This is a genomic window from Rothia uropygioeca (assembly GCF_004136585.1).
In the GTDB taxonomy this organism is placed as follows: domain Bacteria; phylum Actinomycetota; class Actinomycetes; order Actinomycetales; family Micrococcaceae; genus Rothia.
On sequence record NZ_NOIR01000004.1, the window covers coordinates 316,860 to 342,619 of the forward strand.

23 protein-coding genes, 1 tRNA gene and 1 riboswitch are annotated in these 25,760 nt (G+C 60.8%); of the genes, 9 read left to right on the forward strand and 15 right to left on the reverse strand.

The window, feature by feature from the left end; genetic code table 11:
- Window positions 1–145: 145 nt before the first annotated feature.
- The 3 genes from EWR20_RS11395 (at window position 146) to EWR20_RS11405 (ending at window position 4,267) form a co-directional block, all read left to right on the forward strand.
- The gene (locus EWR20_RS11395; RefSeq protein WP_129360782.1) at window positions 146–1,558 is read left to right on the forward strand and encodes a TY-Chap domain-containing protein; all 1,413 of its coding nucleotides are present in this window, start codon (window positions 146–148) and stop codon (window positions 1,556–1,558) included.
- A gap of 39 nt (window positions 1,559–1,597) precedes the next feature.
- Window positions 1,598–2,857, forward strand: a complete 1,260-nt coding sequence (locus EWR20_RS11400) for an MFS transporter (RefSeq protein WP_129360783.1) — start codon at window positions 1,598–1,600, stop codon at window positions 2,855–2,857.
- A 219-nt stretch (window positions 2,858–3,076) separates the two neighbouring features.
- Window positions 3,077–4,267, forward strand: coding sequence for a VIT1/CCC1 transporter family protein (locus EWR20_RS11405; protein WP_238147724.1), 1,191 nt, complete (start codon window positions 3,077–3,079; stop codon window positions 4,265–4,267).
- 50 nt (window positions 4,268–4,317) lie between these two features.
- Here EWR20_RS11405 and EWR20_RS11410 read toward each other — a convergent pair whose 3' ends face one another.
- The 5 genes from EWR20_RS11410 to EWR20_RS11430 all read right to left on the reverse strand — a co-directional run bounded on the left by EWR20_RS11410 (window position 4,318) and on the right by EWR20_RS11430 (window position 12,343).
- On the reverse strand, window positions 4,318–5,787 hold the full coding sequence (locus EWR20_RS11410; protein ID WP_129360784.1) for a protein adenylyltransferase SelO: 1,470 nt from the start codon (window positions 5,785–5,787) through the stop codon (window positions 4,318–4,320).
- Window positions 5,788–5,913: 126 nt separating this feature from the next.
- A complete protein-coding gene (gene sucD / locus EWR20_RS11415) occupies window positions 5,914–6,831 on the reverse strand; it encodes a succinate--CoA ligase subunit alpha (protein WP_129360785.1) in 918 nt (305 codons plus the stop codon).
- 37 nt (window positions 6,832–6,868) lie between these two features.
- Window positions 6,869–8,038, reverse strand: coding sequence for an ADP-forming succinate--CoA ligase subunit beta (sucC, locus tag EWR20_RS11420; RefSeq protein ID WP_129360786.1), 1,170 nt, complete (start codon window positions 8,036–8,038; stop codon window positions 6,869–6,871).
- Window positions 8,039–8,247: 209 nt separating this feature from the next.
- Window positions 8,248–9,639 carry an MFS transporter gene (locus EWR20_RS11425; protein WP_129360787.1) on the reverse strand — a complete coding sequence of 464 codons (1,392 nt, stop codon included), beginning with the start codon at window positions 9,637–9,639 and terminating at the stop codon, window positions 8,248–8,250.
- A 139-nt stretch (window positions 9,640–9,778) separates the two neighbouring features.
- Entirely contained in the window at window positions 9,779–12,343 is a 2,565-nt protein-coding gene (locus tag EWR20_RS11430; protein ID WP_129360788.1) for a UvrD-helicase domain-containing protein, read from the reverse strand.
- Window positions 12,344–12,447: 104 nt separating this feature from the next.
- Between EWR20_RS11430 and EWR20_RS11435 the strand changes: the two genes are divergently transcribed.
- Entirely contained in the window at window positions 12,448–13,140 is a 693-nt protein-coding gene (locus EWR20_RS11435; protein WP_129360789.1) for a hypothetical protein, read from the forward strand.
- 15 nt (window positions 13,141–13,155) lie between these two features.
- On the opposite strand, the gene EWR20_RS11440 is transcribed toward EWR20_RS11435, so the two are convergent.
- Window positions 13,156–14,772, reverse strand: a complete 1,617-nt coding sequence (locus EWR20_RS11440; RefSeq protein ID WP_255411267.1) for a DHA2 family efflux MFS transporter permease subunit — start codon at window positions 14,770–14,772, stop codon at window positions 13,156–13,158.
- A gap of 34 nt (window positions 14,773–14,806) precedes the next feature.
- On the reverse strand, window positions 14,807–15,415 hold the full coding sequence (locus EWR20_RS11445; protein ID WP_129360790.1) for a PadR family transcriptional regulator: 609 nt from the start codon (window positions 15,413–15,415) through the stop codon (window positions 14,807–14,809).
- A 345-nt stretch (window positions 15,416–15,760) separates the two neighbouring features.
- Between EWR20_RS11445 and EWR20_RS11450 the strand changes: the two genes are divergently transcribed.
- Window positions 15,761–15,952 (forward strand): hypothetical protein, encoded by a 192-nt coding sequence (locus tag EWR20_RS11450; RefSeq protein WP_129360791.1) that lies wholly within the window; start codon window positions 15,761–15,763, stop codon window positions 15,950–15,952.
- A gap of 503 nt (window positions 15,953–16,455) precedes the next feature.
- Here EWR20_RS11450 and EWR20_RS11455 read toward each other — a convergent pair.
- Window positions 16,456–16,528: transfer RNA gene (locus EWR20_RS11455), tRNA-Arg, on the reverse strand.
- 42 nt (window positions 16,529–16,570) lie between these two features.
- Between EWR20_RS11455 and EWR20_RS11460 the strand changes: the two genes are divergently transcribed.
- Window positions 16,571–17,464 (forward strand): DUF4031 domain-containing protein, encoded by an 894-nt coding sequence (locus EWR20_RS11460; protein ID WP_129360792.1) that lies wholly within the window; start codon window positions 16,571–16,573, stop codon window positions 17,462–17,464.
- Window positions 17,465–17,473: 9 nt separating this feature from the next.
- On the opposite strand, the gene EWR20_RS11465 is transcribed toward EWR20_RS11460, so the two are convergent.
- From EWR20_RS11465 to EWR20_RS11480, 4 genes are all read right to left on the reverse strand, one after another.
- The gene (locus EWR20_RS11465; protein ID WP_129360793.1) at window positions 17,474–17,734 is read right to left on the reverse strand and encodes a hypothetical protein; all 261 of its coding nucleotides are present in this window, start codon (window positions 17,732–17,734) and stop codon (window positions 17,474–17,476) included.
- Between the two features lie 378 nt (window positions 17,735–18,112).
- On the reverse strand, window positions 18,113–18,739 hold the full coding sequence (locus EWR20_RS11470; protein ID WP_129360794.1) for a C40 family peptidase: 627 nt from the start codon (window positions 18,737–18,739) through the stop codon (window positions 18,113–18,115).
- 8 nt (window positions 18,740–18,747) lie between these two features.
- Window positions 18,748–18,897, reverse strand: a riboswitch (cyclic di-AMP (ydaO/yuaA leader).
- A 441-nt stretch (window positions 18,898–19,338) separates the two neighbouring features.
- Window positions 19,339–19,962: a thymidine kinase gene (locus EWR20_RS11475; RefSeq protein WP_129360795.1), complete on the reverse strand. Its 624-nt coding sequence runs from the start codon at window positions 19,960–19,962 to the stop codon at window positions 19,339–19,341.
- A gap of 6 nt (window positions 19,963–19,968) precedes the next feature.
- Window positions 19,969–20,664 (reverse strand): metal-dependent transcriptional regulator, encoded by a 696-nt coding sequence (locus EWR20_RS11480; protein WP_129360796.1) that lies wholly within the window; start codon window positions 20,662–20,664, stop codon window positions 19,969–19,971.
- 174 nt (window positions 20,665–20,838) lie between these two features.
- Here EWR20_RS11480 and serC point away from each other — a divergent pair, with 174 nt between their 5' ends.
- Window positions 20,839–21,960, forward strand: coding sequence for a phosphoserine transaminase (gene serC / locus EWR20_RS11485; RefSeq protein WP_238147725.1), 1,122 nt, complete (start codon window positions 20,839–20,841; stop codon window positions 21,958–21,960).
- 19 nt (window positions 21,961–21,979) lie between these two features.
- Here serC and EWR20_RS11490 read toward each other — a convergent pair whose 3' ends face one another.
- The 3 genes from EWR20_RS11490 to EWR20_RS11500 all read right to left on the reverse strand — a co-directional run bounded on the left by EWR20_RS11490 (window position 21,980) and on the right by EWR20_RS11500 (window position 24,316).
- On the reverse strand, window positions 21,980–23,257 hold the full coding sequence (locus tag EWR20_RS11490; protein ID WP_238147726.1) for an MFS transporter: 1,278 nt from the start codon (window positions 23,255–23,257) through the stop codon (window positions 21,980–21,982).
- Between the two features lie 118 nt (window positions 23,258–23,375).
- The gene (locus EWR20_RS11495) at window positions 23,376–23,903 is read right to left on the reverse strand and encodes a DUF3027 domain-containing protein (RefSeq protein ID WP_129360799.1); all 528 of its coding nucleotides are present in this window, start codon (window positions 23,901–23,903) and stop codon (window positions 23,376–23,378) included.
- Window positions 23,904–23,932: 29 nt separating this feature from the next.
- Window positions 23,933–24,316, reverse strand: a complete 384-nt coding sequence (locus EWR20_RS11500) for a cold-shock protein (RefSeq protein WP_129360800.1) — start codon at window positions 24,314–24,316, stop codon at window positions 23,933–23,935.
- A 282-nt stretch (window positions 24,317–24,598) separates the two neighbouring features.
- On the opposite strand from EWR20_RS11500, the gene EWR20_RS11505 reads away from it, so the two are divergent.
- Window positions 24,599–24,895 (forward strand): hypothetical protein, encoded by a 297-nt coding sequence (locus tag EWR20_RS11505; protein ID WP_129360801.1) that lies wholly within the window; start codon window positions 24,599–24,601, stop codon window positions 24,893–24,895.
- 105 nt (window positions 24,896–25,000) lie between these two features.
- Window positions 25,001–25,708: a response regulator transcription factor gene (locus tag EWR20_RS11510; protein WP_129360802.1), complete on the forward strand. Its 708-nt coding sequence runs from the start codon at window positions 25,001–25,003 to the stop codon at window positions 25,706–25,708.
- Window positions 25,709–25,760 lie beyond the last annotated feature (52 nt).

Consider the following 25,760-nt stretch of genomic DNA (forward strand, 5'->3'; position numbering starts at 1 on the left):
TATCAGGTAATATCGCGTTCGCTTCTTGGCAGCTCACGTCGAGGATGCATACGCTCATAAGGAAAGACGCAGTCAGCGGCAATGGGTCCGCTCCCGTCTTTCAGCCCGCCGCCCGGCGGATAATTCTCGGTGGGATGAAGGGATCATGGACGGTTCAGAATGCGAGGGATACGCGGAGTTCCTCGACGCTTTCAAACCTCTGGTCAATGAACTCGCCGACGCTGGTTGGACGCGCAGCGAATCCCGCCACCGTTTGGTGACGCTGTACCCGAAAATTCCGCGCCATTATCTGGACCGGGCCCTGTCCCAATACCCCCAGCGATTCGTGCATCCCGGCGAGGAGTCGCTCAACAGCACGTTGCTCGCCTCGGGTGTCTGGCTGGCCCTCAATCATCTACTCGACCTCGGCGAGGACCGCCGCTTCATTGCGGTTTCGGGCGACCCCGCGATCGTCCAGGATATTTCCCGGATCTTCGAGGCCGCCGGGGCTTCGGAGGAACAGACAGCTGCGCTTCTGGGCAAAGTCGGGGCAACGCTGTCTTTTCTGACCGAATTCCCGCAAACGTCGATCACCAGCACAGAGTATGAGGCCTTCCGCAATGAATTGCCCGGCGATCTCGTCGAGATGTCACGGTTGGTGCGGAGCAACTGGCCCGCGAGCGCTCGGTCGCTGAGTTCCCAATTCGGCGAAGGTTCGTGGTCACGTGCCCTTGTCTCGATCGGTTTGGCTCCCGGTAAGCGCTATGGTCCGGATGGCACGGACCGCGTCCCGGATTTCACGCAGGACCGGTTTCGGAGTGCCATCGCTGACTTCCTCACGTATTGCATCCGGAACAATCGCAAACCGTTGGCGTTGCTTTACGGTCGGTGGTCTTCCGACGTCGCCCGGCACACGACGCCCCGACCCACTCTGGCGACTCTGCGCAATCGTTTCGGGTCGTGGCACAAGGCTTTGGTTCATGGCCGTCGGCTCATCAATGAGGAGGCTCCCGGTCGGTGCGATCCGCGATACGAGGAGAATTGGGTGGGCCCCTGGGGCAACGGTCAGTCCACCTCAGGAGCGCAAGGGCCAGGTTCATGGTCGCCTCAGCATTGGATTGACCGGGGCATTGGCGTCGTCGAACACATAGGCGGTGAGGCCACCGGTGACGAGACGGCCTGGCGCAGCCTGATCGAAGAAATAGGCCAGGCAATCAAGGAACTGCCGTGGAAGCATTTCCTCACTGTCGACTACGACACCGGCAATACGGGAGGTGACTCACCCTACGCACAGGCATTTACCGGTCCGGGTGGGGTCTCGGTTTCCCTGGTTTCGGAGCAGTTCCTCCCGGCGATCATGTGGCCCCTGGACGAGGAATACCTGAAAGAAGCAGGTTGGACGCCACCGAATCCGGATCAGTGGCACTGGGAGCAGTCCCAACTCTCGTTGAATGACGCGGCCGGGATCCTGGTGGACGCGCTCCGCTACGGCAGGGGCTGTTCCGATCCATACCGATTCCGGTGGGGGTCGGGAGCCATCTACGAGTTGGGCCGGTCTGCCACGGCCCCGACTCTTTAGGGCCTCACCACACTCACGCTGAGCAGGAGATGATTCTTGGTGTCTTCGACGCCGCCAACAGGTCCGATCGACAACGAGTGGTTGGGCTATACACGCGGCACCCCAGAATTCACGAGAATGCTCGTAGCAATGTTCTGTGCGGGCGTGGCGACTTTCGCTCCCCTGTATTCGCCGCAGGCCGTTTTGCCGTCCATTGCCTCGGATCTGAATCGTGATGTCGCATCCGTTGCCCTCATAGTTTCTGCGGCCACGCTTGGTCTTGCTCTCTTCGCGTTGCCTTGGACTTACGTTGCCGATCGGTGGGGTAAGAACCGCACCATGGCGATCGCGATCATCACCGCAACACTCTTGGGCCTGCTGATCCCTTGGGTTCCTCACTTCGAGATGCTGCTGTTCTTCCGGTTCGTGCAGGGCGCCGCCTTGGCCGGGCTCGCGGGGGTCGCCGTCGCGTTCATCACCGAGGAGACCCAACCGCTCCATGCGGGTGCCGCGACCGGGTTGTACGTTGCCGGAACCACGATCGGGGGGCTCGCCGGTCGCCTTATCTCGGGTCCCGTCGCACAGTTCACGGGTAACTGGCGCATCGCCATCATGTCCGTGGCGGTTCTGGCGACGGCCGCCGCCGTCGCGTTCCTCATCCTGCTGCCCAAGGCCCGACGATTCACACCCGTGCCCGCATCGGGTGCTATCCGCACAACCCTCGAGCGCATCGGCCGGCACCTCAGGAACCCCGGCATGGTCAGCCTTTTTCTGTTGGCTTTTACTCTCATGGGCGCGTTCGTGACGGTGTACAACTACGTCGGGTTCAAACTGGAGCTGCCACCGTATTCGCTTTCCGAGGTAGCGATCTCGTTACTTTTCTTGGCGTATCTTTCGGGGACCTTCACCTCGAGCATCGCGGGTCGACTTGCCGCGCGGTTCGGTCGGCTCACCACGATTCTGGTGTCAATGTTCGTCATGATTGCAGGAGTTCTGCTGACCACGACCGGGCCCCTCATCCTCGTCGTGATTGGACTGGTCCTGCTGACAATGGGATTCTTCGCGGCACACTCCGCGGCCTCCGCGTGGACCGGCTTGCTCGCGGGGGACGGTAAGGCCCAAGGCACCGCGATGTACAACCTTTTCTACTACGCCGGTTCGGCAGTCGTGGGTTGGGCAGGAGGGTTCTTCTACATTGCGGGCGGCTGGAGACTGACGGGTTGGTTCTGCATCGCGGTTGTGGCCTTCGGCGCATTATTCTCCGGGGTCGTGCTTCGCGGCCAGAAAACGGCTAAGGTGGAGCGCATCGAAGGGGAGTAGTTCCCAACGGCGCTTTGAGGCGCCAAAGAGGATTGTCGACACGCTGGAGAGCATTCTCCCGGCAATCCACCCATCGCATCGCGGAGGCCCCGGCCTTGCGGAATGATGCTATGGGCGAGCGAGACCTTCGGCCCCATGACCCATCCAGGGATCAACAAACTAGGGCCGAAGTCTCCGCGATATTTCCTCGTGGTGCGCGGCCCGGAGGAGACACCCCCTATGAGCCAAGAGCCGATGAACCCCCATCCCGCCGGCCACGATTCATCCAGTTCCCGCTACCCCGATTCCCCCGGCGCCGCCCAAGAGTCGGTGAGTCCCGAGTCCATCACCGCATCCCAGCGACGCCGTTGGCGTCGGTACCTTGCCGACGAGATTTCTGAAGCCAAGGTGTACCACTACTTGGCGGAACGCACCGAGGGGCGCGACTGCGAAATTTTGTCCGAAATGGCCGACGCCGAAAAACGGCACCAAGAGCATTGGCGGGATCTTCTCGGTCCTCGCGCGTACCCCGAGCCGCGCCCGTCTGCCTCTTCCCTTGCGCTCCAGTTCATGGCAAAGCATTTCGGGTCCGTTTTCGTCCTGGCGTTGGCACAACGAGCCGAAGGCCGTTCACCTTACGACGAGGATCCGGACGCGCCCGACTCGATGGCCGCGGACGAGGCAGTTCACGAGGAGGTCGTACGGGCCCTGGCAACCAACGGCCGTGAGAAGCTCTCCGGCAACTTTCGGGCCGCGGTATTCGGCGCCAATGACGGGCTGGTATCCAACGTCGCCCTCATCATGGGTATCGGAGCTTCTGGAGCGAGCCCGCATATGGTCCTGCTCAGCGGTGTGGCGGGCCTTCTGGCGGGCGCCTTGAGCATGGGGGCGGGCGAATTCGTCTCGGTGCGATCCCAACGGGAGCTTCTGGACGCCTCTCGCCCGACCCAGGTCACCCTGGATGTGGCCCCTGACCTGGACATCGACCGCAACGAGCTCGAACTCATTTACCGGGCGCGCGGCATGAACCAAGAAGCCGCTCGGCACCGGGCCATGGAGAGGTTCGGGTACTTCGAGTGCGATTGCGACCCCTCCTTCTCTCATCGACCTGAGGCAGAGCTGAAAGAGGAGTCCGCGGAAAATGTCGCTCTGGGCACGGACCTCGGGGCGGCGGCGTCGAGCTTCTGTTTCTTCGCTTCGGGCGCGATCATTCCGATCCTGCCCTATATCTTCGGCGTCTCCGGATTTCCGGGCATGGTCATTTCGCTATTGCTCGTGGGCATCGCGCTCATGGGGACCGGCGCTGTGGTGGGGCTGTTGTCCGGAGCATCCCCGCTCAGGCGCGGATTCCGCCAGCTTCTGATCGGATACGGGGCCGCAGCAGCGACCTACGTTCTGGGGTTGCTGTTCGGCACATCCGTCGGTGGCTAGTGCTGCCGGTGCACGTTGCCTCAGGCTGTGGCACGCCGTCCGTCGGCCGGTCAGGTGCCGCAGTAGGTGACGTAGCGTCCTTGATCAGCCGGGGCAGGCTCGGCGTACCGTTCATAGCCTGGCCTATCGACGAACGGATGGGTCACGACGTCGAGCAGATCGCTGAACAGCCCGATATCCCCGTCGTTCGCGGCAGACAGCGCTTCCTCGACGAGATGGTTTCGAGGTATGTACACCGGATTGGTCCGATCCATGGCCTCGGGGTTCGGCCGGAGCCGGCTCCAACGGATAAACCACGCGTCGAAGCGCGGATCCTCGATGCGCTCTCGAAGCGCATCTGATGAGTCCTCGCTCCGGAGGGCGTCGGAGAGAGACCGGAACGTGCTGGTGAAGTCCAGGCCGGATTCCGACATGAGGTCCAAGAGCTCATTCGCAAGCTCGCGGACCGTCGACTCGTCTGTCTCGGCCCCCTCGTGATCGGCCGAAGCGCCTTCGAGTCCCAGCTTGCGTGCCATCGCCCGTGTCCATGCGGACTCGTAGAGGGGTGCGAAGGTTTGGAGGGCTTCTGTCGCGACTCGGACGGCTTCGTTGGGGTCATCGTCGAGGACCGGCAGCAACGCTTCGCCGAGGCGCGCGAGATTCCATTCGGCGATGCCCGGCTGGTTGCCGTAACGGTAACGTCCGCCCGAATCGATCGAGCTGAAAACGGTCGCGGGCGAGTATGCATCCATGAAAGCGCAGGGGCCGTAGTCGATCGTCTCCCCGGAAATCGTCATATTGTCGGTGTTCATGACGCCGTGGACGAAGCCGACAGCCATCCACTGGGCAATCAGCTCGGCCTGAACGCCGATCACGCGCTGATACAAGTCCAGGCCCGGGCTGTCGGGTTGTTCCTGACTTTCTGCACCGTGGCGTTCGCGGGCGACGTCGACCAGTCGCCTGACCAGATCAAAGTTCCCGAGACTCTGCGCGGCGTATTGGAATGTGCCCACGCGCAGATGACTGCTCGCGACTCGCGCCAGAACGGCTCCGGGAAGGATCCGCTCGCGAAGGACGTCCTGGCCCGTCGTGGTCACGGCCAGGGCTCGAGTCGTGGGGATCCCTAGGGCGTACATGGCTTCGCTCACGAGGTATTCGCGAAGCATCGGGCCTAGGACGGCTTTCCCATCAGCGTTGCCTCGAGCGAACGGCGTTCGCCCGGACCCTTTGAGGTGCAGATCCCGCAGTCTGCCGTCCGAAGCAGTGATCTCACCGAGAAGAAGCGCTCTGCCGTCCCCGAGCCGCGGCGCGTAGGAACCGAATTGATGGCCCGCGTATCCTTGGGCCACTGGCGTGGAATCTTCGGAAGGTGCTGCACCTGTCAGGAAACGAAGTCCCTCCGGGCTCCGGAGGTACTCCGGATCGAGGCCGAGAAAATCCGCCAAGTCCTCGTTCAGCACAATGTGACCGGCGTCTTCGGGCTCATCTGCCTTCCATTCGACGGACAGCTCGGGAAATGCTTCGGCAAACAAGGACTGCATACGGCTCCTTCGACGGTTGTCTGTTCAGTAGAACACTGCTCACTTCGTGTTATTCCCGTGAGCGTGCGCCTACGCAAAACCGCCCGGACCTGATGGTCCGGGCGGTTGGGCGAAACTCGGTCGAGTTTACTTGTTCGCGAAGATCTCGCGCATGAGCTGAGCAGACTCGGAAGGAGTCTTGCCGACCTTCACGCCGGCGGCCTCGAGGGCCTCCTTCTTGGCCTCGGCCGTGCCGGAGGAGCCGGAGACGATGGCGCCTGCGTGGCCCATGGTCTTGCCCTCGGGAGCGGTAAAGCCCGCGACGTAGCCGACGACCGGCTTGGTGACGTGGTCCTTGATGTAATCCGCGGCGCGCTCCTCGGCGTCTCCGCCGATCTCACCGATCATCACAATCGCCTCGGTCTCGGGATCCGCTTCGAAGGCCTCGAGGGCATCGATGTGCGTCGTGCCAATAACGGGGTCACCGCCGATTCCGATCGCGGTCGAGAACCCGATGTCACGCAGCTCGAACATCATCTGGTACGTCAAGGTTCCGGACTTGGAGACCAAGCCGATCTTGCCCGTGCCGGTGATGTTCGCGGGGGTGATGCCCACGAGCGACTCGCCGGGGGTAATGATGCCCGGGCAGTTGGGCCCGATGATCCGCGTCTTGGGCTTGCCGTCCGCGCCCGTGCTGGCCTTGGCATGTGCCCAGAACTCGGCCGAGTCCTGGACCGGGATGCCTTCGGTGATGACGACGACGAGGGGCACCTCGGCGTCGATGGCCTCGATCACGGCGTCCTTGGTGAATGCCGGCGGGACGAAGACGATCGACACATTGGCGCCGGTCTCCTTGACGGCCTCGTCAACGGTTCCGAAGACGGGCAGATCGACGTCGGAGCCGTCCTGGGCCTTGTGGGACACCGTGGTGCCGGCTTTGCGTGCATTCACGCCACCGACAACCTGGGTACCCGCGGCCAGCATGCGCGCGGTGTGCTTGGTTCCCTCGCCGCCGGTGATGCCCTGAACGATGACCTTGGAGTCCTTGTTCAAAAAGATAGACATGTTTTCCTTACAAATCTTGAGATGTATCGGCGGGTTCTTAGGAAGCCTGATGCGCGAGCTCGGCGGCTTTGTCTGCACCGGAGTCCATGGTTTCTGCCTGGGTTACCAACGGGTGGTTGGCCTCATTCAGAATCCGGCGGCCCTCTTCGACGTTGTTGCCGTCGAGGCGGACAACGAGCGGCTTAGTTGCCGTGTCTCCGAGGATCTCCAGGGCCTTGACGATGCCCGTGGCCACGGCGTCACATGCCGTGATTCCGCCGAAGACGTTGACGAAAACCGATTTGACCTGGTCATCGCCGAGGATGACGTCGAGACCGTTGGCCATGACCTCAGCAGAGGCGCCACCACCGATGTCAAGGAAGTTGGCAGGCTTGACGTTACCGTGCTTTTCGCCGGCATAGGCCACCACGTCGAGCGTGGACATGACGAGACCCGCGCCGTTGCCGATGATTCCGACCTCACCGTCGAGCTTGACGTAGTTGAGGTCGTTTTCCTTTGCCTTGGCCTCCAGCGGATCGGTCGAGGACTTGTCCTCGAGACCTGCGTGGTCCTCGTGACGGAACTCGGCATTGTCATCCAGGGACACCTTGCCGTCGAGCGCAAGGATGTCGCCTTCGCCGGTCTTGACCAGCGGGTTGACCTCAACCAGGGTCGCGTCTTCCTTGTCGAAGACCTCTCCCAGCTTGACCAGCACGTGAGCGACCTTGGAACGGAGCTCCTCGGGGAAGCCTGCGGCAGCGACAATTTCTTCCGCTTTGGCCTGGTTCAGCCCGTCGGCCGGGTTGACCTCGACGCGGGCCAATGCCTCTGGGCGCTCCTCTGCGAGCTGCTCGATTTCCATGCCGCCTTCTACGGAGCACATGGCCAGGTAGGAGCGGTTGGCACGGTCAAGAAGAACCGAGAAGTAGTATTCCTCGGCGATGTCCGCACCCTGCGCGATCATCACGCGGTTGACGGTGTGACCCTTGATGTCCATGCCCAGAATCTGGGAAGCGTATTCGTAAGCTTCGTCGGCCGACTTGGCGACCTTGACGCCGCCGGCCTTGCCGCGACCGCCCACCTTGACCTGCGCCTTGACGACGGTCACGCCACCGATCTTCTCAGCGGCAGCTTTTGCTTCTTCGGGAGTTTCGGCAACGATCCCTTGAAGTACGGGTACACCGTGCTTCTCGAAGAGATCGCGTGCCTGGAATTCAAACAGGTCCACGGATATGTGTCCTTCTTCGTCGAAGTCGTGCCGGGTGAACCGTCCAGCCCATCCGGCTTGATTGTCGTGGAGCGCCCTCATCCGCCGTGACCCATCGATCATCGCGGGAGACAGACGCTCCCCTGAGGCGACTTTAGCTCAGAAGGTGGTAGGCACCCTAACTAGAAAGGCCGTGTTTCACCGCGAAACAGTGGTCCCTGAGTCACAATTCACGCAATCTTTTCTTCGGCGGGTTCAACCGGATCGCCGAATTCGAGAGATGAGTCGGAGCGGTCTTTCGACCATACGACGGCGCCCAGGGCGAGAAGGGCCGCGCCCATCAGCAAATACGCCGGCCACATGGTGTTACCGGTCTTGTCGATCAGCCAGGTGTTGACGGCACTCATCGGTCCCCCGAAGAGCGCGTTGCCGATGTTGAAGACCAGGGCGAATCCGCTGAAACGCGCGGCGGTGGGGAACAATTCTGAAACGGCCGACGGCAATGCGCCGTCGTTGAGGGACAGAAATGCGCCCATGACCACCAGGGCGGAGACGGCCAGCCAATAGTGCCCCGTGCCCATGACCGCGAAGGCTGGGATCGAAAGGAAGATGAACAATGTAGAAGCGAGGATCAGCGTGCGCCTTCTGCCTATCCGGTCGGCTATGGATCCCGTAAGGAAGATGAACGCGATGTAGGTAACCAGGGACAACGTCGTCGCCAGTTGAGAGGCCGTCGCGTCGTAGCCCAGGTTCTCGGCCAGATACGTCGGCATGAAAGTCAGCACCACGTAGAAGCCGACGGCATTCAGCAGGACGATTCCGAGCCCCTGGACCAGCTGCTTCGGGGCGTGGGTGACCAATTCGACCAGGGGCGGCGTGGGCTTCTGGCCCCGCTTGACGATCTCCATTTGGTTGGTGTTGTGCTTGACGAATGCCGGAGTGTCTTCTATTTTTCGCCGAATGTACAGGCCGATCAGGCCGAGAGGCGCAGCTATGAGGAACGGCAGTCGCCAACCCCACGCGTTCATGGCGGTCTCGTCCAACAATCCGTACAACAGTGTCGCTGCGAGCGAGCCCAGGAGCAGACCCGACGCCGTCGAAGCCGGAACCACCGACGCGTATCGTCCTCGTTTACCTTGGGGTGCGAATTCGCTCAGGAGAGCGGAAGCGCCGGCGTATTCGCCGGATGCGGAAAAGCCCTGGACCAATCGGAGAACGAGCAAAATGATCGGAGCGGCGATTCCTATAGAGGATGCGCCCGGCATGCACCCGATGAGGAAAGTTGCGCTGGTCATGAGAAGGATCGACCACGCAAGGGTTTTGGTTCGCCCGAAGCGGTCTCCCCAATGGCCCCAGAAGAAAGCCCCCACGGGTCGGATCAAGAACGCCACGGCAAAAAGCCCGAAGGCCAAGAATGTGGAATTCTCGGCGTTTCCGGGAAAGAACTCGGCACCGATCGTAACGGCCAAATAGCTGTAGGCGCCGTAGTCGAACCACTCGACAAAATTTCCGAGGAAACTGGAAACGACGGCTTTTCGCCTCTGACTGTCGTCCGGGTCCGTTGCGTCGAGTTGACGATGCGCCGTGTTTTCGGAAGACCGGCTGTCAGATGAGGAGGTCATAAATGCCCTTCAAAGATGTGGTTTCCACAACACCCTACCGGCATTTTTCCAGGTCAGCAGGTCGTGGGCCCACGCCCTTACGTCATCCTCGGAGCTGGGGTGCTGTTCCTCGTCATCTTTGAATCGTCCGGCGAGACGGCTACTGCTCGACCTTCTTCAACGGCGCGTAGCGAAGGAGCAGCCGCTTTTCCTCGTTGGCGAATCGAACCTTGGCCACCGTTTTGTCGCCTCCGCCTTCCAATGCGATGACGCGGCCCGTGCCGAATGTCTTGTGCTCGACGGTGTCCCCGATGGCCAGGGAGGGAATTTCCTTCGACTGATTGATGCGAGATGCCTTGGTTGCACGCGTGCCCAAGTTCGGCGACCCTTCGATTCCGCCGGAATATCCGGCGTCGTGACTTGAAGGTGCCGGACGCTGGGTAGGACCGGTACCACGTCCACCCCATGCCCCGGATCCACTCCAGGTTCCGTGGTCGCGTCGACCCGGACCGCCCCCGAATGCACCGGAACCGTATACAGGCGAACCGAATCCTCCCGCGGAGAATCCCGAAGCCGCCCCGAGTCGTTTCCAATCAATTAGGTGCTCCGGAATCTCCTCCAGGAACGGGGACGGCGGGTTGAATTGCCCCTGGCCCCACATGGAACGCGATTCAGCTCGAGTCAGGTAGAGCCTCTCCATCGCGCGGGTCAGCCCCACATATGCGATGCGGCGTTCCTCACTTATCTCGTTTTCATCGGCCAGTGCCCGCTGATGCGGGAAAATCCCGTGCTCCATGCCCGTTAGGAAAACGACCGGGAACTCGAGTCCTTTGGCAGTGTGCAGGGTCATCAGGGTCACGACGCCCTGTTCGCGAGCCTCAGCAACCTCCCGCGCGACCTGGGCAGCCGAGACGCCACCTTCCTCTTCGTCGCCCTGTTTCGGTCGATTCGGGATCTGGTCCGCGTCGGCCACCAGCGAGACGTGCTCCAGGAATTCGGTCAGCCCGCCCTCCGGGTTGTCTCTTTCGAATTCGCGAACCACCGCCACGAGCTCGGCGAGGTTTTCCACCCGCGATTCATCCTGCGGATCGTCCGAGGTCCGGAGCGCCTCCAAATATCCGGACTGTTCCAAAACGGCCTCGAGACAGGTCGCGGCCGACTCCGTGGAAGCGATCTGCTCGAGATCGTCCATCAGAGTCACGAACGCACCGATCTTCTTGGCACCGGCTGCGGCCAGGCCGGGAGCTTCCTCAGCATTACGGGCCGCGGCCATGAATGAAGTCCGGTTCCTGGACGCGAGGTTTGCGATCGCGCCTTCGGACCGCGCGCCGATTCCACGCTTCGGCTCGTTGAGGATGCGACGAACGCTGATGTCGTCATCCGGATTCATGAGAGCGCGCAGGTACGAGAGCGCATCCTTGATCTCTTTGCGCTCGTAGAACCGTGTCCCACCCACCACGCGATATGGAAGACCAACTCGCATCAAGATCTCTTCCACCGAGCGCGACTGCGCATTGGTCCGGTAGAACACGGCGACGTCGCCCGGAGCGACTCCCTCTTCATCCCGAAGTCGGTCGATTTCCTCGGCGATGAACCGTGCCTCGGCGTGTTCGTTCTCAGCGACGTAACCCGTGATGAGAGCGCCATCTCCGGAGGCAGTCCACAGTTTCTTGTCACGGCGGTTGGGATTGCGTTCAATCACCGAGTTTGCCGCGCTCAGAATGTTCTGCGTGGACCGGTAATTCTGTTCCAACAGGATAGTGCGCGCCGAGGGGTAATCCCGTTCGAAGTCGGTGATGTTCCGGATATCGGCCCCACGGAACGCATAAATGGACTGGTCGGAATCACCTACAACCGTCAATTCGGCCGGTTCGGCTCCTTGGGGATACGGCGTCGCTTGATCCTGAGAGGAATTTCGAGCGGCATCGTGACCGGTAAGTTCTCGGACGAGCGCGTACTGGGCATGGTTGGTGTCTTGGTACTCGTCAACCAGAATGTGGCGGAACCGGCGTCGGTAATACTCGGCGACTTGGGGAAAGGCGCGGAACATGAAGACCGTTTCCGCAATGAGGTCGTCGAAATCCATCGCATTCGCCGCACGCAACCGACGGGTGTATTCGCTGTACACCCGAGCAACATTCGATTCCCACGGGTCAGTGCTGGAGGCGGAAGAAGCATTTTGCTCGGCATCGATCAGCTCGTTCTTGAGCGCCGAGATCCGGTGTTGCAGAGCCTTGGGAGCGAACTTCTTGGAGTCGAGTTCGAATTCCTTGGCGATCAAAGTCACCAGCCGCAGGGAGTCCGCGGCATCATAGATCGAAAACGAGGATTTCATCCCCAGCGTGCCCGCCTCGCGGCGCAGAACACGGACACAGAAACTGTGGAAGGTCGAAATCCACATCTTTTCGGCACGTGGTCCCACCAATTCGACGACGCGCTCGCGCATCTCTGCCGCGGCCTTGTTCGTGAAAGTGATCGCCAAGATCTCGCCCTGATGCGCGCGACCCGTTGCGAGCAGATAAGCGATGCGATGCGTCAGAACACGGGTTTTGCCGGATCCGGCCCCGGCGACAATCAACAAGGGCGAACCCGAGTGTGTCACCGCCGCAGCCTGATGCTCGTTGAGACCCTCAACCAATGACTGAGGATCACGAGGTCCGGCTCCCGGTCCAGTGGACGAGGAGCTCTCGGGCGTAAAAAAGGAAGAGTCGCGCAGAAAATCCATACCGAGAACCAGTCTAGGCGAACATAGTTTCGATTGGCTCCCCCGTCCACGCCCGCAAGGTCCATAATTGGACTATGGGTATGTCGAAGGGGCAAAAACGGCGCATGTACGGTAACCGGGTGGAACCTTCCTCACCGCCGCGGTACGCCGTACAAACACAGAGCCCAGGCACTCGGGCATCCAATGATCAGCCGAGGAGAGCCTCGGCCCACCCTCAGCCTGCATCGGTTTCTTCTCCGCGAACACGTCCCCAGCAGAAATCCTCCGTCGGGGTCATCACCGGCGCACTTCTCGTGGTTTCGATCCTGATGTTCGTCTTCCTCCACGCATGGGTGCTCCCTCAACTGGGAGCGAGCGCCGGCGTGGCCTTGCCGGAACTGCGGCCTCTGGGTTTCCCGTCCGAGGCACAACGCGTCGCAGACCAACTCGGCGGCCAAGGGCTCCAGGCCTACTCTTCAGTCCATTGGTCTTGGGGACTCGTCACCCCGATTTTCCTGAGCGCCGCGTGGATCGCCATGATCGCTGCTTCCGGGCTCAAGGGTGGTTTGCGCTGGTTCCTGTGGACTCCCCCGATCCTCTTCATGCTCATTTTCCTCGCGGGCAGCTTCACAACCGACGCCGCCCTCGCCGACCCTGCCGGCTCAGGGCCGGCGGTCGCGACGGCGCTCATCCTCATCCGGTGGGTCCTGTTGGTCGTCCTGATCATTGAGGCGGCGTGGCTCGCGACGCGATTGATCCGGGGAAAATTGGACGCTTTTTCTCGAGGCGAGCTCGAGGGCCAGCAACCGGTGCGCTGACCCCCGTGCTCCGGATCAGGCCTGCTTCGAACGATCCAGCTTGCGGGGACGGAAGAAAGCCGCAACCACGGCGGCGAGGAGCACGGCCGCTGCGGGAAGCAAGATACTCTGCCCCATCGCGGTCGCGTACCCGTCACGAAGCATCTCCGGCAATTGGGTACTGCCGGCTGCGGCCTCTCCCCCTTGGGCGGATTGCCCTGACATCTGGGGCAGGTTCGCTGCGATGCGGTTCTCCATCATCATCGCGATCAATGACGAGCCGAGAACGGAGCCGACCTGACGGGTCGTGTTGAAGACGCCGGATCCCGCACCGGCCTGCTGCGGAGACAAGTCGCGCGTCGTCGTGATGGAAATCGGCGCCCACATGCAGGATCCCCCGATGCCCATGATGAACGAGGGAATCAACATGATCCAGATTGATGTATCGGGTGCCATGAAGAACCAGTACCCCACCAGGCCCAGCACATTCATCAGGAGTCCGAAGACTGCGATGAAAGGAGCCCTGGCGGCCGTGATCAAGCGCCCGACGACGGGGGCCAGCACGCCCGAGACGATGGCCATCGGAGCAATCATCAGTGCAGCCTGGGTCGGGGCCATGCCGCGAACGAGCTGGTAGTACAGCATCAGCGGCAGTACGAACGACACGATCATCAGCCCCACCATGCTGATCGCAGAGTTTCCCAAGGAAAAGTTCCTGTCACGGAACAACCCGAGAGGGATCAGTGGTTCTGCCGTGGTGATCTTCTGCCAGACCACGAATAGAGCGAGGAAGATCACGCCGGCGATAATCAGTTCCGGGACCGTGATGGGCCCCCATATCTTGCCCCAGTCGTGTCCGTGGCCTTCCTGGATTCCGAAGACGATGAGGAACATCGCGATGGCGCTCAACACGACCCCGAGGTAGTCCAACTTGTGCCGGTGGATTTCGAGCTTGGGAACTTTCTGCCAGGCACGAATGAACGCGAAGATGCCCACCGGGATGTTGACGAAGAAGATCCATTCCCAGCCCAGGCTGTCGACCAGGAGCCCGCCCAGGATCGGTCCCAGCAAGCTGGCGACGCCGGCAGTCGCGCCCCAGATACCCATCGCAGCACCGCGACGCTCTGGAGGGAACATTCGGGTAATGATCGCCATGGTTTGGGGGGTCATGATCGCTGCACCCAACCCCTGGAAGACACGGGCGACGATGAGCATCTCAACCGTGCCGGACAGGCCGCACCACAATGACGCCAGCGTGAACAGCGCAAGGCCGCCCAAATACATTCGGCCGGGACCGACACGATCACCCAGCCTTCCGGTGACCAACAGAGGCACGGCGTAGGCGAGCAAGTAGGCACTCGTGACCCACACGACCTGATTGATGTCGGTGTCAAAGTGATTCATGATCGCCGGCATCGCGGTGGAGACGATGGTTGCGTCGATCAGGATCATAAAGAACCCGATCACAATGGCCCAGAGCGCACTCCATGCCTGTTTGTCTTCTTTTTTGGGGTCGACGCCCTCACCGCGGGGGGCTTCAGGCAACTCCTCTGCCGGCGGCATTTCCGCGGGGTTCGAAGCGGTGGATGTGGTCTCCCCACGCGCCTTCTCCGGGGTGGCACCGCTGTGCCGCGGAGTGTATTCGGAACTCATAATTCTTCTTTCAGGAAGTCGGTGTGGGGAAAATCTAGGGCCACGTCAGTGCGCCGCTCTCGACGAGATCGATGGTGCGCTGCATGTGGTTGAGCTGTGCTGTCTGCACTTCCAGCAGATAGGTGTCTTCCAGAAGGAAGATCTCGCTGATGTCGGCTTCCCGAGCATGGTTGAGGCGTTCGATCCTGCTCGCGCGAAGCTCGTGCAGTTCCTTGATCCTTTGCTCGAAGGCCCCTCTGACCGTCCTCCACGGAAGTTTGGGTGCGACGGCCAGCGCCACAGGAAAGACCGGATACTCATTCCGAACTTTGGAAAGCTCGGAAATCACCCAGTCTGTCGCGGCCCGTTCGCCGGACGGTTCGAGGGCATACACGGTCCGTTCCGGCCGGTTGCTTTCCCGCTCGATCCGGTCGATTCTGACCAGGCCGCTTTCTTCCAATTTTTCGACGGCGTGGTACAGCGCTCCAGGACTGACTTTGATCACTTGGTCGTCCCCGCGCTTCCTAAGCACCTGGAACATTTCGTACGGATGCATTGGGCCTTCGCGGAGCAGACCCAGCACCGTTACCGCCAACGCTTTGAGTTCGACGCGTCCCCCTTCGGAATATTCCGCGTCAATTATTCTACCCAGAATATATAGCATTGCGAATAGAGGCGCCCAGTCGTTGATGCAATCCAATCAATGCCGCTTCCGCCTTCCACACCCCACAGTCGGGCACCCCAGGGCCGCCGACACATCGCCCGCCCGCTAGGTCTGACCATGAAGTGCTCAAGAAGCAACACAATTTGCATCACGCAGAACGAACCGAGTGGCCTCACCACCCCCGCGCCCCCGTGGGCTGCGCAAGAACAAAAGCTCTCCAAAATTCCCTTCAATTTTGCATTGATTTAAATCCTTGCGCACACACTCTTCTGCCCCTAAGGTCTGTTCTGTACTTTCAAGTACAGAAAATAAGGAACCATACGAGGAGCGCCGCCTCGGAATGCCATGGCGCCCCATTGTTCCGATAACCCTGTTGTCGGCGCGTGGGAGGTTGCGGCATTTCGGGACGGTACATCCAAGAACCAACACGATGGAGAATCCGTGGATATTGCAGGAATCATCAAAGCAGCTCTCGTCGCGGGCGGCGACATCGTAGCCGTCATCGAGAAGATCGTCTCCGCGATCTTCGGCAACTAACACTGTGAGGGGCGGGCGGATCCTATGAGGTCCGCTCGCCCTCTCTTATTCCACTCGACAAACCGTGGCGCGAGCGGAACTCAGGGCATACTAGCCCGACCCGCAGCCTAACGGATACCCAAACCATGCTTCCGCATCAGAAACGAGAGCAACCCTCTGCCCGGGCCCTCTTCCCTCTCACGCCGGAACCGGCACCAAGAACCACGTAGCGATTCATAGACGGCCCAACGCTGTCGGCACGGGAAGAATCAGAATTCATCGACACGGATCCACAATTCTTGTGCATTTATGGATTACGGTCTTCACAAGGTCGAGATATACAGCTCGGGTTTTCACATATATCTCTCATGGCGAGGTATTGCCGAGGCCATCGCAAGCCGACTGGCGTGCCGGCTATCGCCCCGATCACCAAGAGCGGGCCTGCTCGGTTCACTCGAAGCCCGCCGTCCCCGCAGAATTCAGGCACGACGCACGTGAAACTCCGCACCCCGGAAAAGAATAAGTGCCCTCGAGTGGATTCGAACCACCGACACCGGCTTTAGGAGAGCCGTGCTCTATCCCCTGAGCTACGAGGGCGCACCGCTCTAGTCTACAGGGTTTGCGTGCGATGCTGGAGTCATGGCCGTTTTGATTGACCCGCCTTTGTGGCCCGCGCACGGAACAGTGTTCTCCCATCTCGTATCCGATTCCAGTCTCGAAGAACTGCACGAACTGGTGGGTCGAACCTCAATCAGTCCCAGAGCATTCGATCACGATCACTACGACGTTCCGGCACACTTGATCGACGAGGCCGTCGCCGCAGGCGCCACGCGCGTGACGGCACATGAGCTCACACGCCGTCTCACGGCGTCGGGCCTGAGAATCCCGGCCAAAGAACGACCGGCCAGACTTCGGGGACGCCTAGCGCGCGAGTGGAACACCCTTGTCCCCACAGCCCCCGAGCTCGGGGACATTCTGCTGGATCGATGGGACGCACAGGGTCGCGAATATCACACATCTGTTCACTTGTCCGAGGTCCTCGGAAACGTGCGCGTACTCGGCAACGCGGAGAGCATCGGCCCTGAATCCTCCCGCATCCTGCGAATCGCATCCTGGTACCACGACGCTGTATATCACGGCATACCGGGCGAGGACGAACGAGCAAGCGCCGAACTGGCCGTAGCCCACCTCACCGGGCATGTGGGGACCGCAGAAATCAGTCGCATACAGGCAGTCATCCTCGGAACGATCGATCACACCCAAGCATCCAACGAACCCCTCTGGCCGATCTTTCACGACGCCGATCTGGGAATCCTGGCGGCTTCACGGGGGCGGTACGAGCGATATGTCACCTCGGTACGTCGAGAATACTCCCATGTCCCGGAGGGAATCTTCCGCAGGACCCGTACCGAAATCCTGGAAGGATTCCTTGGCCAGGACAGGCTTTATCTCACGGACATGGCCAACCGGTTGTGGGAGAAACAGGCTCGCCAAAACCTTCGGTCAGAGGTCGAAGCGCTTCGGACCGAGTGAGGCGGCATGTCAGTCGCGCTTTGATTCGCCGCCCGTACCATTCTCACGGTTCTTACGAGAACGAGAGCGGTTGTAGATGACGGCCGACACGAGGCCGATAATGATGCCGATTCCGCCGACGATGGAGACCCACATTGCGGGGTTGCCGAGCGAGAAGGACAGGATCAGTCCGATGATGATCCCAGGAACCGCACCTGCCACCATGCCTACGGCCATTGCCTGGAATTCTTGATCGCTGCTGCTCTTGGGGGGTTCAAACTGTGAGGGCATGACCTCATGATAGATCGTCAACCTTGGTCCGAGCGCAAAAATGCGACCCCCACTGGTCCACGGGGGCCGCATCGCTCGGAACCGGTAACGGCTCCGAAGTGACGAGCTTTCGCCGTGATGACTCAACTCGCCCAAGGAGGAAAAACCTACTTGTCCAGCATAGTCATAAATTCAACGAGCGAGGCGAATATAGTCGGGAGAATACGCACTCGGGAGATTTGCGCTCAATCCGGCCGTGGTGCCATTTGTCCCCCGCAGACTCTGCGGGGTGACGTGCCGGGAGCGCAGACCCGGAGTGATCGGGCATAAAAAAGGGGCGCCCGGGTTTCCCTCCCAGGCGCCCCTTATTACTCATAAGGTGAAGTCAGTGTGCCGAAATTACATTCCGGGCATGCTGTAGTAGCCGTCAACCGGCATCATTCCGCCGCCGTCAACCGAAGTGATTTCGGTGCCCTGCGAGGGGTTCAATGCGGAGACCATCTGGCCATCACCGAGGTAGATGCCAACGTGCTCGTAACCATTGGTGAAGACGACGTCACCCGGCTGAGGAGCAGAGGTCGGGGTCAGCTGGTTCTTCATCGAGTGGGTGTAGGAATCGAGCTGGACTCCGGACTGTGCGGCGACGTAGGACACGAAGCCCGAGCAGTCCCAAGCCTTGAAGTCCGAGCCGCCCCAAACGTAGGAGCCGCCGATGCCGGCCTTGGCATCCTCAACGATCTTGGCACGATCACCGGAAACGTTGGTGTTGCCCGCATCCTGGGTATTGGACGCCTGAGCACCGTTGTCAACGGCCTGGGTGTTGGATGCCTGAGTGCTGAAATCAGCAGTCTGCACGTTGGAGGACTGCGTGGTGTACGAGGCGTTGTCAGCCGGCGCTGCGGTTGCGAATGCGTTGGCCGGGGCTACCGAACCGGCGATGACGCCTGCGGCGGCGACGGCGATACCGGTGTTGCGGACAGCGTGGGACTGGGTTGCAGCGCGGTGACGAGCAATGTGCTTAGTCATAATAAAAGTTTTCCTCCCTGTGCCTGCGAGGTGAGCTGTCGGGTTCGGATGGGAGACACCCGGTCGCGCAAGCGACTTAACCCCAAGGGCTCTTACAAAGAAGAACCCGTTATTGGGTCCCCCGCCTCTGCCAACGGACGTATCGGTTTTTGGTTCTTCGGTTAGTGGCAGAGCTAGGCGTTCTAACCGAAGGTGCCGTCTCGACCAGTGATTGGCACGAGTTCGAGAGTACACACGGGACACGGAAAAGTCACGTTTTGGTCACGACGATCTGGAGCAAAGAGCGGTCACCGGTTCTGTTCGAGGTTGACGGGCGCCACTTTCGACCTCGAACGAGAAGACTCAATCGGCCGCTGACAAGCACTATTGCGGGGGAGCTGGCTTATCTAGCGGGTGTGACCTGAGACACGGCGTAACACTTAAAATTTTTTCCGTGTCGTATGGTACAGGGTCTTTCAGACGACTTTTCGACCTTCCGAGTGGCCCTCCAGGTCTTTCTCAGCGGTCCTATGGATCACGAAAAGGTCACGAAATGATTAAGCTGGTGGCGTCAAAGGTCAAGATTCGGCCACTTTTTCAACGCACTGATGACCGTGGGGCTATTCCCCCAGCATGCCGCGGGTCTCGTCGAGGTAGCAGGTAGCGCACAGTGATTCGTAGGTCACGGCCTCACCGTCGATGGCTATCTGTGTTCCGGAGAAGACGAAGTCGTCTCCCACGCGCCGGCCATTGAACAAGGCTTTACGTCCGCAACGGCAGATGGTTTTGAGCTCTTCCAAAGTGTGAGAGAGCTCGAGCAATCGGGCGGACCCGGGAAAAGCGCGTGTCTGGAAGTCGGTCCTGATCCCATAGGCAAGTACTGGCACACCATCCAGAACCGCGATGCGCATCAGATCGTCGACCTGAGTCGGCGTCAGGAACTGGGCCTCATCGATCAGTAGACAGGCCACAGGTGGCAGCTCGACGTGCATGTCGAGCCCTCCGTCCTCCCCTTGAGCGTGGTGCCTAAAGGTATCGCGTGCGGAATCCTCAGGGCCCAGGAGGAAGTTGACCTCCCGCTCAACCCCGAGCCGCGACACGATCTGGGATTCGCCTTTGGTATCCACTCTTGGCTTGGCCAAGAGGATGCGTTGCCCCCGCTCCTCGTAGTTGAAAGCAGCCTGGAGCAGCGCAGTGGACTTGCCGGAGTTCATGGCTCCGTAACGAAAATAAAGTTTGGCCACGTCCGGTCAGGCGCCGCGCTTGACGACAATGTGGTCCGCGACCTCCAGGTCCACGTCCACACCGCCTTCTTCCCCATCTACCTGCACGTGAATCGCCCCAACCTTGGGTTGGATACTGATCACGGCGCCCTGACGGAGACCTGCCCGGCCCAGAACCTTCATGATTTCGACGTCCGATTGCAGCACTTCCGGGAAGCGGGCAACCGTGAACCGATCCTCTTCGGAGGAATCCTTGGCGGCAATGGTCAGGGTCACGGTCTTGGGGTCGTCCCTCTCGCTGGTTACGCCCAGCTCTTCGAGGCCCGGAATGGCATTTCCATACGGGGAGAACTTGGGAGAATTGAGCAACTCGACGAGTCGACGCTCGACGCGTTCGCTCATGACGTGTTCCCAACGGCACGCCTCGTCGTGGACGTATGCCATATCGAGCCCGACGACGTCGGCCAGGAGTCGCTCGGCCAAGCGGTGCTTGCGCATCACGGAAACGGCACGGCTGCGCCCCTCTGGTGTGAGGGACAGCGACCGATCGCTCTCGACGTGCACGAGACCGTGGCGCTCCATACGTGCAACGGTTTGAGAAACGGTTGGGCCAGAATGGTCAAGGCGCTCTGCGATCCGGGCACGCATCGGAGTGATGCCTTCTTCCTCCAAATCCAGAATGGTTCGGAGGTACATCTCGGTGGTATCAACGAGGTCCGTCATTGGAGGTATAACGCCCTTCTCGTAATTTTCCTGACTGTATGCCAGTCCATTCTAGGGGCTTAGGTTCATCTTCCGTCGAAGATTCACTCTTGGAGGACTCGACCAAGCACAATGGTGGAGTCAGGACGCAGCAGAGACAGTACGCGTAGCCCTCTGATCATTGGAGCACAACCCGTGACCGAAAACATTGTCATTCCGGAAAATATTCTTCCCGTCGACGGACGCTTCGGCGCCGGTCCTTCCAAAGTTCGCCCCGAGCAAGTCGATGCCGTCGTATCGGCGCAGAACATTCTCGGGACCTCCCACCGTCAGGCTCCGGTCAAGAACCTCGTGGGTTCCGTCCGGTCGGGACTCAGCAACCTGTTCGGCCTCCCCGAGGGTTACGAGGTCATCCTGGGCACGGGTGGGGCGACGTCGTTCTGGGATTCGGCGACTTTCAACCTGGTCCGTTCCAAAGCTGCGCACCTGAGCTTCGGCGAATTCGGTTCCAAGTTCGCGGCCGCTACCGATAAGGCTCCATTCCTGGATCCCTCCGAGATCGCCACGTCGGAGCCCGGAACGCGCCCTGACTTCGCTGCTGTTTCGGGAGCCGATATTTACGCGTGGCCCCAGAACGAGACGTCGACTGGGGTCTCCGCCCCTGTTGTTCGCCCAGAAGGCATCGACGAGGGCGCCCTCGTGGTCGTCGACGCGACCAGCGCGGCCGGAGGCATGGCCGTCGACGCCAGTGAGGCCGACGTCTACTATTTCTCGCCGCAGAAGAATTTCGCTTCGGACGGCGGCCTCTGGCTCTCCTTCTTCTCTCCGGCTGCCCTGGAACGCGTCGAAGAGATCGCGGCTTCGGATCGCTGGATCCCCGACTCTCTCAATCTCAAGACTGCCGTGGACAATTCGCGGAAGAATCAGACCTACAACACGCCGTCCTTGGCTAATTTGGTCATGCTCGACAACCAGATTTCGTGGATTTTGGACAACGGCGGGTTGAGCTGGGCTGCCAAACGCACGGCCCGTTCCTCCGATATGGTCTACCGCTGGGCGGAAGCCAGCGAATTCGCGCGGCCCTTTGTCGAGCGCCCCGAGGACCGGTCAACCGTTATCACCACCGTCGATTTCGACGACGCCGTGGACGCCGCGGAGGTCGCCAAGGTCCTGCGCTCTCATGGTGTGGTGGATACAGAACCGTATCGCAAGCTGGGCCGCAATCAACTTCGCATCGCTACTTTCACCGCGATCGACCCCGATGATGTCCAGGCACTCCTGACGTGCATCGATGAGGTCGTTGCGCAGATGGCATAGCCATTTGCCCTTCCGTCGGTTACCGCGGTTCCTGGACTTCGAGGGCCGCGGTGATCGGCGCGTAATTCGCTTCTTTCTCCAGACGTACGAAGCCTCGCCGCGAGCGGTCGAAGGTCAGGTGAAGGTGCTGGCTCCGCCAATACCAGAACAGCCCCAGGACCGCGGTGATCACCCCGGCAACCACCGCCACTCCGAGGCCCCAGCGTGCGCCGAAGACATCGTTGACGACGCCGACCACCGGTGCGCCGATCGGGGTTCCGCCCATGAATACGGCCATGTAAATGCTCATGACTCTGCCGCGCATCTGTGGCTCGGTCGAGACCTGGACGTATGCGTTGGCCGACGTGATAAAGGTCAGCGCCGCGAGCCCCATCGGGACCAGCGTTATCGCGAAAATCACCACGTTGGGCGACAGAGCGGCCAGAAGACACGTCACTCCGAATGCTCCCGAGGCCCCAAAAATGAACCGCAGCCGTGGCCGCTCCCGCTTGGCGGCCATCAGTGTTCCCGCGACGGAGCCCACTGCCATGGTCGAGCTCAAGAATCCGAACTCATTCGCGCCGAATCCGAATTCGCTGGTCGCCATGGCCGCAATGTTGATTGCGGAGTTCATTCCGAAAGTACCGACCAGGAACGCGCCGATCATCACGACCACGATGTCCGGCCGGCTCATGATGTAGGTGATTCCGTCGCGCATCCGAGAGTTGGCCCGTGATACGCGAGGTATGGGCCGCAACTTGGACGTGTCGATCTTCGCGATGGCGCCAATCATGGCCAAGAACGTGACCATGTTGATGAGGAAGACGGGCCCCGAGCCCACGGCCGCAACCAAGACACCGGCGATTGCGGGACCCACCATGCGCGCCGAGTTGAAGGACATCGAGTTCAGCGCGACGGCGTTCGGAAGGTCCGCGTCCGAGACCAGATTGGACACGAACGTCTGGCGCACCGGGGAGTCGAGCGCCGTGATGACGCCGAGCATCAGAGCGAAAATGTATACGTGCCACAGTTGTGCCGCACCGGTCAGCACGAGACCGCCGAGAAGCCCGCCCAGCACGGCCATCGAGATCTGGGTGATGAACAACAGCTTCCGCCGGTCCGCTCGGTCTGCCAGGAGACCCGCATAAGGTGCAAGGAAAAGTTGCGGCAGGAATTGCAAGGCCATCACGATGCCCATCGCGGTGGAGTCCTCGTGGGAAAGGTCGTTGAAGACCAACCAGTCCTGGGCGATTCGTTGCATCCAGGTTCCCACGTTGGAGATGAGGGCACCCGCGAACCACAGCCGGTAATTCGGCACTTTCAGGGACCGGAAGGTGCCACCTCGCGCGGGCTGAGGCTTGACGGTGTTCTGACTAGGCGTACCGGGTCATCTCCTTGTGAGGGGCCGCGATCGGAGGTCGCGTGCCCCATGCGTTCTAGTCCTCGGGTGCGGCAGCCTCCTCGGCATCCGCATCTTCGGACGTGAGCTGATTTGCCTCACGTTCTTGCTCCGCTGTGTGTTCTTCACCGGCGGAGTCCTCGTCCTCGACGGCGTCTTCCGGCCTCAGGCGGTCAGCCCAAGGCACCCATTCGGGAGCGAGCAGGGCGTCGTCGCCGGGCAACAGACCGACTTCGCAGACAGTTGCTTTCTTGGAACGAGGGGCTCTGGCCACGGTCGAGAACCAGAACCAACCGCGGTATCCCGGAAGCGTGCACTCAAATAAGTGGGTGCTGAGCCGGTCTTCCTCGCCACGAATGTGGTGGACCGTGCCGACGGTCGATTCGGGAGTGATCTCCAAGACGCTGCGATACGCGGCCTCTTTCGCCTCTGCCAATACCGCGTCCAAGCGAGTGGTGCGACGCCGCGGCTTGCGCGGATCCCCCAGCTTGGGGCTTTGGATCTCGGCGGTGGACTCGTCGGGTTGTCCCGTGGCCACCGTTTCGTCTTGCGCTGTTTTCGCCATAGCCTTATTAAACCTTGTGACCGGCCGATTTACGCATCAAGGTTGTCAGCGACGTTGCGCAGGATCGTTGCGACCTTACGTCCCACCGCCCGGTCTGGGTACCGGCCCCGACGCAAGGTGTTCGACACGCCGTCCAACAACTTGATCAGGTCCTCGGTGATCACTGCCATTTCGTCGGCGGGTTTCCGGTGGTTTTTGACCGACGACGGAGCTTTGTCCAGCAGGCGTGCGGACAGGGCCTGCGCTCCTCGGCGACCCTCTGCGATCCCGAATTCCAAGCGCATTCCCGACTTGACGCTCTTGACTCCGGAAGGAAGAGCCGAAGCGGGCAGGAATACTTCTTGGCCGTCTTCGGCCGTCACGAAGCCGAATCCTTTCGACTCGTCGAACCACTTCACTTTTCCGGTGGGCATGTTCATTTCCTTTGCTTGTCTTGGCGGAGGTTACCCCGATGGCGACGCACACGCGCCCGACGATGATGGCGTCCCTCGTCGAAAGGACTCGCTGTGGTCCTCAACCCAATCCCGCTGCCCCGGCACCGAAGCCACGACGTCGGTACGCACTCGGTACCGAAACGGCCATGACAGACACCTGGGGAGGACCCGTTTACACGAAAGTCTGAAGTAACCATTATACAGCGCCCAACCGTTTTCGCGTGGCCGATCGCGACCTCACGGAGCGGTACCGTTGTAGTCATGAGTAGCTCTCCTTCCTCACACACGCCTCCGCGAGACTCATCCGACTCGGAACCCAAAGCCTCTAATTCGTCCGCCCCGCGGTCAGAGTCCAGGGCTTTCACCTGGTTCGCAGGCCTCGCGGGCGTAATCGCTCTGCTGTGCGTGGTCAGCGGCGTGGTCATGCTCGTTTTGAAGTGGATGGGCCTGCACCCATGGAGCTTCCTGACCCAGTTGCCGCTCATCTTTCTGCCGATAGCCTTCATCCTTTTGATCATTGCCCTGGTCCTGGCCGCCAGACGGCGTCGATCCCTATGACCAGGTGGGGACGGAGTCTTCCGCAGATCGTCATCCAGAGCCGAACCAGCATTCACCTTCGCAACGCTCAGCGTCTACTCAGATACTTGGGTGAGACTTGTTTCTGTGAAAGCACATCAGTCTGAAGCCAAGCTGTTAGTCGTCGACGACGAGCCCAACATCCTCGAACTCCTCGCGACCTCGCTGAGGTTCGCGGGTTTCGAGGTCATCACCGCCGCCAACGGCCGTGAGGCCCTCGACAAAGCGACTGCCGAAGCCCCCGACCTGGCCGTCATGGACGTCATGTTGCCGGATATGGACGGGTTCACCGTGACCCGCAAGATTCGGGCGACCGGTCTCGTCTTCCCGATCCTGTTCCTCACCGCGAAGGACGACACGGAGGACAAAGTCACCGGCCTGACCGTCGGCGGCGACGACTACGTCACCAAACCTTTCAGCCTCGACGAGGTCGTGGCACGTATTCGAGCTGTCCTCCGTCGGACTCAAGCATTGGAGGAGGAAGATTCCCGCCTTCGCGTCGAGGACTTGATCCTGGATGACGACGCCCACGAGGTCTACAGGGGCGACCGGGAGATCGATCTGTCCCCCACGGAGTTCAAGTTGCTCCGTTATCTCATGCTCAATCCGAATCGCGTTCTGTCCAAGGCACAGATCCTGGACCACGTATGGGAGTACGATTTCAACGGCGACGCGTCGATCGTGGAGTCGTATATTTCCTATTTGCGCCGCAAGATCGACAACGACAAGTCCCTTCCGCCGCTGATTCACACGAAGCGCGGCGTCGGCTACCTGTTGCGGACGACCAAGCACTAAATAGTGGTGTACTCCGTTACCAACCGGGTACGTCAATCCAAATTGGGTGCGC

What these genes read in the sequence shown, in the direction of transcription:
- EWR20_RS11395 (WP_129360782.1), top strand. Translation starts at nt 146, where the DNA reads ATGGACGGTTCAGAATGCGAGGGATACGCGGAGTTCCTCGACGCTTTC.
- EWR20_RS11405 (WP_238147724.1), top strand. Translation starts at nt 3,077, where the DNA reads ATGAGCCAAGAGCCGATGAACCCCCATCCCGCCGGCCACGATTCATCC.
- EWR20_RS11410 (WP_129360784.1), bottom strand. Translation starts at nt 5,787, where the DNA reads ATGCAGTCCTTGTTTGCCGAAGCATTTCCCGAGCTGTCCGTCGAATGG.
- sucD (WP_129360785.1), bottom strand. Translation starts at nt 6,831, where the DNA reads ATGTCTATCTTTTTGAACAAGGACTCCAAGGTCATCGTTCAGGGCATC.
- EWR20_RS11425 (WP_129360787.1), bottom strand. Translation starts at nt 9,639, where the DNA reads ATGACCTCCTCATCTGACAGCCGGTCTTCCGAAAACACGGCGCATCGT.
- EWR20_RS11430 (WP_129360788.1), bottom strand. Translation starts at nt 12,343, where the DNA reads ATGGATTTTCTGCGCGACTCTTCCTTTTTTACGCCCGAGAGCTCCTCG.
- EWR20_RS11435 (WP_129360789.1), top strand. Translation starts at nt 12,448, where the DNA reads ATGTACGGTAACCGGGTGGAACCTTCCTCACCGCCGCGGTACGCCGTA.
- EWR20_RS11440 (WP_255411267.1), bottom strand. Translation starts at nt 14,772, where the DNA reads ATGAGTTCCGAATACACTCCGCGGCACAGCGGTGCCACCCCGGAGAAG.
- EWR20_RS11445 (WP_129360790.1), bottom strand. Translation starts at nt 15,415, where the DNA reads ATGCTATATATTCTGGGTAGAATAATTGACGCGGAATATTCCGAAGGG.
- EWR20_RS11450 (WP_129360791.1), top strand. Translation starts at nt 15,761, where the DNA reads ATGGCGCCCCATTGTTCCGATAACCCTGTTGTCGGCGCGTGGGAGGTT.
- EWR20_RS11460 (WP_129360792.1), top strand. Translation starts at nt 16,571, where the DNA reads ATGGCCGTTTTGATTGACCCGCCTTTGTGGCCCGCGCACGGAACAGTG.
- EWR20_RS11465 (WP_129360793.1), bottom strand. Translation starts at nt 17,734, where the DNA reads ATGCCCTCACAGTTTGAACCCCCCAAGAGCAGCAGCGATCAAGAATTC.
- EWR20_RS11470 (WP_129360794.1), bottom strand. Translation starts at nt 18,739, where the DNA reads ATGACTAAGCACATTGCTCGTCACCGCGCTGCAACCCAGTCCCACGCT.
- EWR20_RS11480 (WP_129360796.1), bottom strand. Translation starts at nt 20,664, where the DNA reads ATGACGGACCTCGTTGATACCACCGAGATGTACCTCCGAACCATTCTG.
- EWR20_RS11495 (WP_129360799.1), bottom strand. Translation starts at nt 23,903, where the DNA reads ATGGCGAAAACAGCGCAAGACGAAACGGTGGCCACGGGACAACCCGAC.
- EWR20_RS11500 (WP_129360800.1), bottom strand. Translation starts at nt 24,316, where the DNA reads ATGCCCACCGGAAAAGTGAAGTGGTTCGACGAGTCGAAAGGATTCGGC.
- EWR20_RS11505 (WP_129360801.1), top strand. Translation starts at nt 24,599, where the DNA reads ATGAGTAGCTCTCCTTCCTCACACACGCCTCCGCGAGACTCATCCGAC.